This is a genomic window from Pseudonocardia sp. SID8383 (assembly GCF_009864975.1).
In the GTDB taxonomy this organism is placed as follows: Bacteria; Actinomycetota; Actinomycetes; order Mycobacteriales; family Pseudonocardiaceae; genus Pseudonocardia; species Pseudonocardia alni.
Genome location: NZ_WWFY01000389.1, coordinates 1 through 3,451 on the forward strand (window position 1 = coordinate 1; position 3,451 = coordinate 3,451).

The 3,451-nt window shown below is 77.7% G+C and carries 4 protein-coding genes; all 4 read left to right on the forward strand.

Annotation, left to right across the window (positions count from 1 at the left end):
• Window positions 1-1,232, forward strand: a 1,232-nt coding sequence (locus GTW08_RS09560; protein ID WP_202416853.1) for a hypothetical protein, incomplete at its 5' end; no start/stop codon positions are given.
• Window positions 1,229-2,236 (forward strand): HAD-IIA family hydrolase, encoded by a 1,008-nt coding sequence (locus GTW08_RS09565; protein WP_073575231.1) that lies wholly within the window; start codon window positions 1,229-1,231, stop codon window positions 2,234-2,236. The genes GTW08_RS09560 and GTW08_RS09565, both read left to right, overlap by 4 nt.
• A 70-nt stretch (window positions 2,237-2,306) precedes the next feature.
• Complete coding sequence (locus tag GTW08_RS09570) at window positions 2,307-2,513, forward strand: hypothetical protein (RefSeq protein ID WP_062402852.1); 207 nt, start codon at window positions 2,307-2,309, stop codon at window positions 2,511-2,513.
• A gap of 2 nt (window positions 2,514-2,515) precedes the next feature.
• Window positions 2,516-3,349, forward strand: a complete 834-nt coding sequence (locus tag GTW08_RS09575; RefSeq protein WP_073575230.1) for a TlyA family RNA methyltransferase — start codon at window positions 2,516-2,518, stop codon at window positions 3,347-3,349.
• The last annotated feature ends 102 nt before the right edge of the window (window positions 3,350-3,451 follow it).

Here is a 3,451-nt window from a genome sequence, read left to right on the forward strand (position 1 = left end):
CGCGTGGCGGCCGGGACGACCGGGGCCCGCGCTCCGGCCGTGACGACCGCAGGCGCGACGACCGGGGCCGGAACGACCGTGGGCGCGACGACCGTGGCCGCGACGACCGCCGTGACCGCGACGCCCGTCCGCGACGGGCGATCCCGGAGTCGGCCGAGCGGACCTTCGTCGCCGAGCCGGACCTGCCGGACTCGGTGACGGCCGCCGAGCTCGACCCGAGCGTGCGCCGGGACCTGCGCGGCCTCCAGAAGGAGACCGCCGAGGTGGTGGCGCGGCACCTCGTCGCGGCGGGGCTGCTCGTCGACGAGGACGCCGTGCAGGCGCTCGAGCACGTGCGCTACGCGCGGCGCCGGGCGTCGCGGATCGCGGTCGTCCGGGAGGCCGCCGGCATCGTCGCCTACCACGCAGGGGAGTGGAACGAGGCCCTCGGCGAGTTCCGCGCCGCCCGCCGGATGGGCGGCGGACCGGGGCACGTGCACGTCATGGCCGACATCGAGCGCGCCCTCGGCCGTCCCGAGCGTGCTCTCGACCTGGCCCGCAGCCCGGAGGCCCGGGACCTCGGCCACGAGGAGCGGATCGAGCTGCTCATCGTCGCTGCGGGAGCCCGGCGCGACCTGGGCGAGGCCGACGCCGCCGTCGTCGGGCTCCAGGTCCCCGAGCTCGACGCGGTCCGCCGCGACCCGTGGAGCGCGCGGCTGTTCTACGCCTACGCCGACAACCTGCTCGCCGCCGGCCGGGAGTCGGAGGCCGTGCAGTGGTTCGTCCACGCACACGACGCCGACCGGCACCGGGAGACCGACGCCGCCGCGCGCATCGCCGAGCTGACCGGTGACGAGCTCGAGGGCGCCGACGACGAGCTCTCCGTCGGCTGGGAGGACGTGCCCCCGGCCGCCGACGACCACGTCGAGGCGCCGCACACCGACGCCCCGGCACCGTCCGGTCGGATCGACGCCGGCGATGCCGACGACGCAGCCGACGACGCAGCCGACGACGCAGCCGACGACGCAGCCGACGACGCAGCCGACCCCGGCGACCCCGGCGACGACGACGCGTCCGGGACCGCAGTCCCGGGCGCCGACGGGAGCGACGCGGGCGGGACGGAGGAGGGCGGGCCGGACGAGGCCCGCGGCGACACCGACGGAGGCGCCGTGGTCGAGAGGCCGGACGCCTCCGGGGCGGCTCCCTCCGCGGACCAGCAGCAGGGCCGCGACACCGGGGCCGGCGACCGGTGACCGCCGACCTGCTGTCCCGCCACGACGTCCTCCTGGCCGACCTCGACGGCACCCTCTACCGGGGCCCCGAGGTCGTCCCGGGGGCCGTCGAGGCGGTGCGTGGGGCCGCGGACCGTGGCGTGCCCACGGTGTACGTCACCAACAACGCCTCGCGCAGCCCCGCCGACGTCGCGGCGCACCTCGCCGAGCTCGGCTTCCCGGCCCGCGTCGAGGACGTCCGCACCAGCTCACAGGCCGCTGCCGCGATGCTGGCCGAGCAGCTCCCGCCGGGCGCGCGGGTGCTGGTCGTCGGCACGTCGGCGCTGGCCGACGAGGTCCGGGCCCGCGGGCTCGCCGTCGTCGGTGACGCCGAGGGCGCGGACGCCGTCGTCCAGGGGCACTCGCCCGACACCGGGTGGCGGATCCTGGCCGAGGCGGTCGTCGCCGTCCGGGCCGGAGCGTTGTGGGTCGCCTCCAACGTCGATCCCACCCTTCCCACCGAGCGCGGGCCGCTGCCCGGCAACGGTTCGATGGTCCAGGTCGTGCGGACGGCGACCGGCGCACGGCCGCAGGTGGCGGGCAAGCCCGCCGCCCGGCTGCTCCGCGAGGGGTGTGGCGACGCGCAGGCCCCGCTCGTCATCGGGGACCGGCTCGACACCGACATCGAGGGTGCCAACGCCATGGGCGCCCCGTCGCTGATGGTCCTGACCGGGGTCAGCGGCGCCGCGGAGCTGCTCGCCGCCGCCCCGGAGCTGCGGCCCACCCACATCGGCGCCGACCTCGCCGCGCTCACCCGCCCACCGGACGAGCTGGCCCCCGGGCCGCGGTCCGGCTGGGACGTCCGCGCCGACGGCGGCACGCTCGTCCTGTCCGGCGACGGGGACGGGCCCGAACCCACGGTGGACGCGCTGCGTGCCCTGTGCGCGGTGGCCTGGGAGCAGGGCGTCCACGACGTCCGCTCCGACGGTGCGGCCGCCGCCGCGGCACTTGCCGACCTCGGCCTGGCGGAGCGGCCAGGGCGGTGACGCCGCGTCGCGGCCGCGGTCGGGACCGTCGGCTACCGTGGCGTCAGAACCCCGTACCCGGAGATCATCCATGAGCGTTCCCGCACCCGGACCCCGTCCGGGCGACCCGCGGCCCGAGCAGGACCGCCCCGTCGCGGCCCTGCGTGCCGAGGTCGACGCCGCCGTCGCGGCGCTCGACGCGCTGGACGACCGTCCGGTCTCCGAGCACCCGGCCGCGTTCGAGCGGGTGCACGCCGCGCTCGGCCGCGCGCTGAGCGCCGGCTCGGAACGGGAGTGACGATGGGCCCCACCCGCGCCCGCCTGGACGCCGAGCTCGTCCGCCGCAAGCTCGCCCGCTCCCGCGGCCAGGCCGCCGAGCTGATCGCCGCAGGCCGGGTCGTCGTCAACGGCATGCCGGCGGCGAAGCCCGCCACCGTGGTGGACCGGGACGCACCCGTGCTCGTCCGCCCGGACGACGACGGCGAACCCGACTGGGCCTCCCGCGGCGCCAAGAAGCTGCTCGGCGCCCTCGACGCGTTCACCGACGTCGACCCCGCCGGACGGCGCTGCCTCGACGCGGGCGCCTCCACCGGCGGCTTCACCGACGTGCTGCTCACCCGCGGGGCGGCCGAGGTCGTCGCCGTCGACGTCGGGTACGGCCAGCTGGTGTGGCGGCTGCAGTCCGACGAGCGCGTCCACGTGCACGACCGCACCAACGTCCGGGCCCTCGAACCGGAGCAGATCGGCGGGACGGTCGACCTGACCGTCGCCGACCTGTCGTTCATCTCGCTGCGCACCGTGCTGCCGGCCCTCGCCGCCTGCACCGCGCCCGGAGGCGACCTGCTACCCATGGTGAAACCACAGTTCGAGGTCGGGAAGGACCGGCTCGGCTCCGGCGGGGTCGTACGGGACCCGGGTCTGCGCATCGAGGCACTGCACGGGGTCGCGACCGCCGCCGCCTCGGCCGGGCTGCACGTCCTCGGCGCGACCGCGAGCCCGCTGCCCGGCCCGTCGGGCAACGTCGAGTACTTCCTGCACCTGCGCCGGCCCGTCGACGGCCCGGCCGGCGTCGCCCCCGAGCAGCCCGAGCTCGCGCCGATGCTGGCCGCCGCGGTCGCGGACGGCCCCGCATGAGGGACGTCCTGCTGGTCCTGCACACCGGGCGGCCCACCAACCGCAAGACCGCGCTGCACGTGATGGGCGAGCTCGGGCGGCTCGGCCTGCGCACCCGGGTGC

Excerpts from the sequence above, each read along its gene's own strand:
- GTW08_RS09570 (WP_062402852.1), top strand. The coding sequence starts at position 2,307 with ATGAGCGTTCCCGCACCCGGACCCCGTCCGGGCGACCCGCGGCCCGAG.
- GTW08_RS09575 (WP_073575230.1), top strand. The coding sequence starts at position 2,516 with ATGGGCCCCACCCGCGCCCGCCTGGACGCCGAGCTCGTCCGCCGCAAG.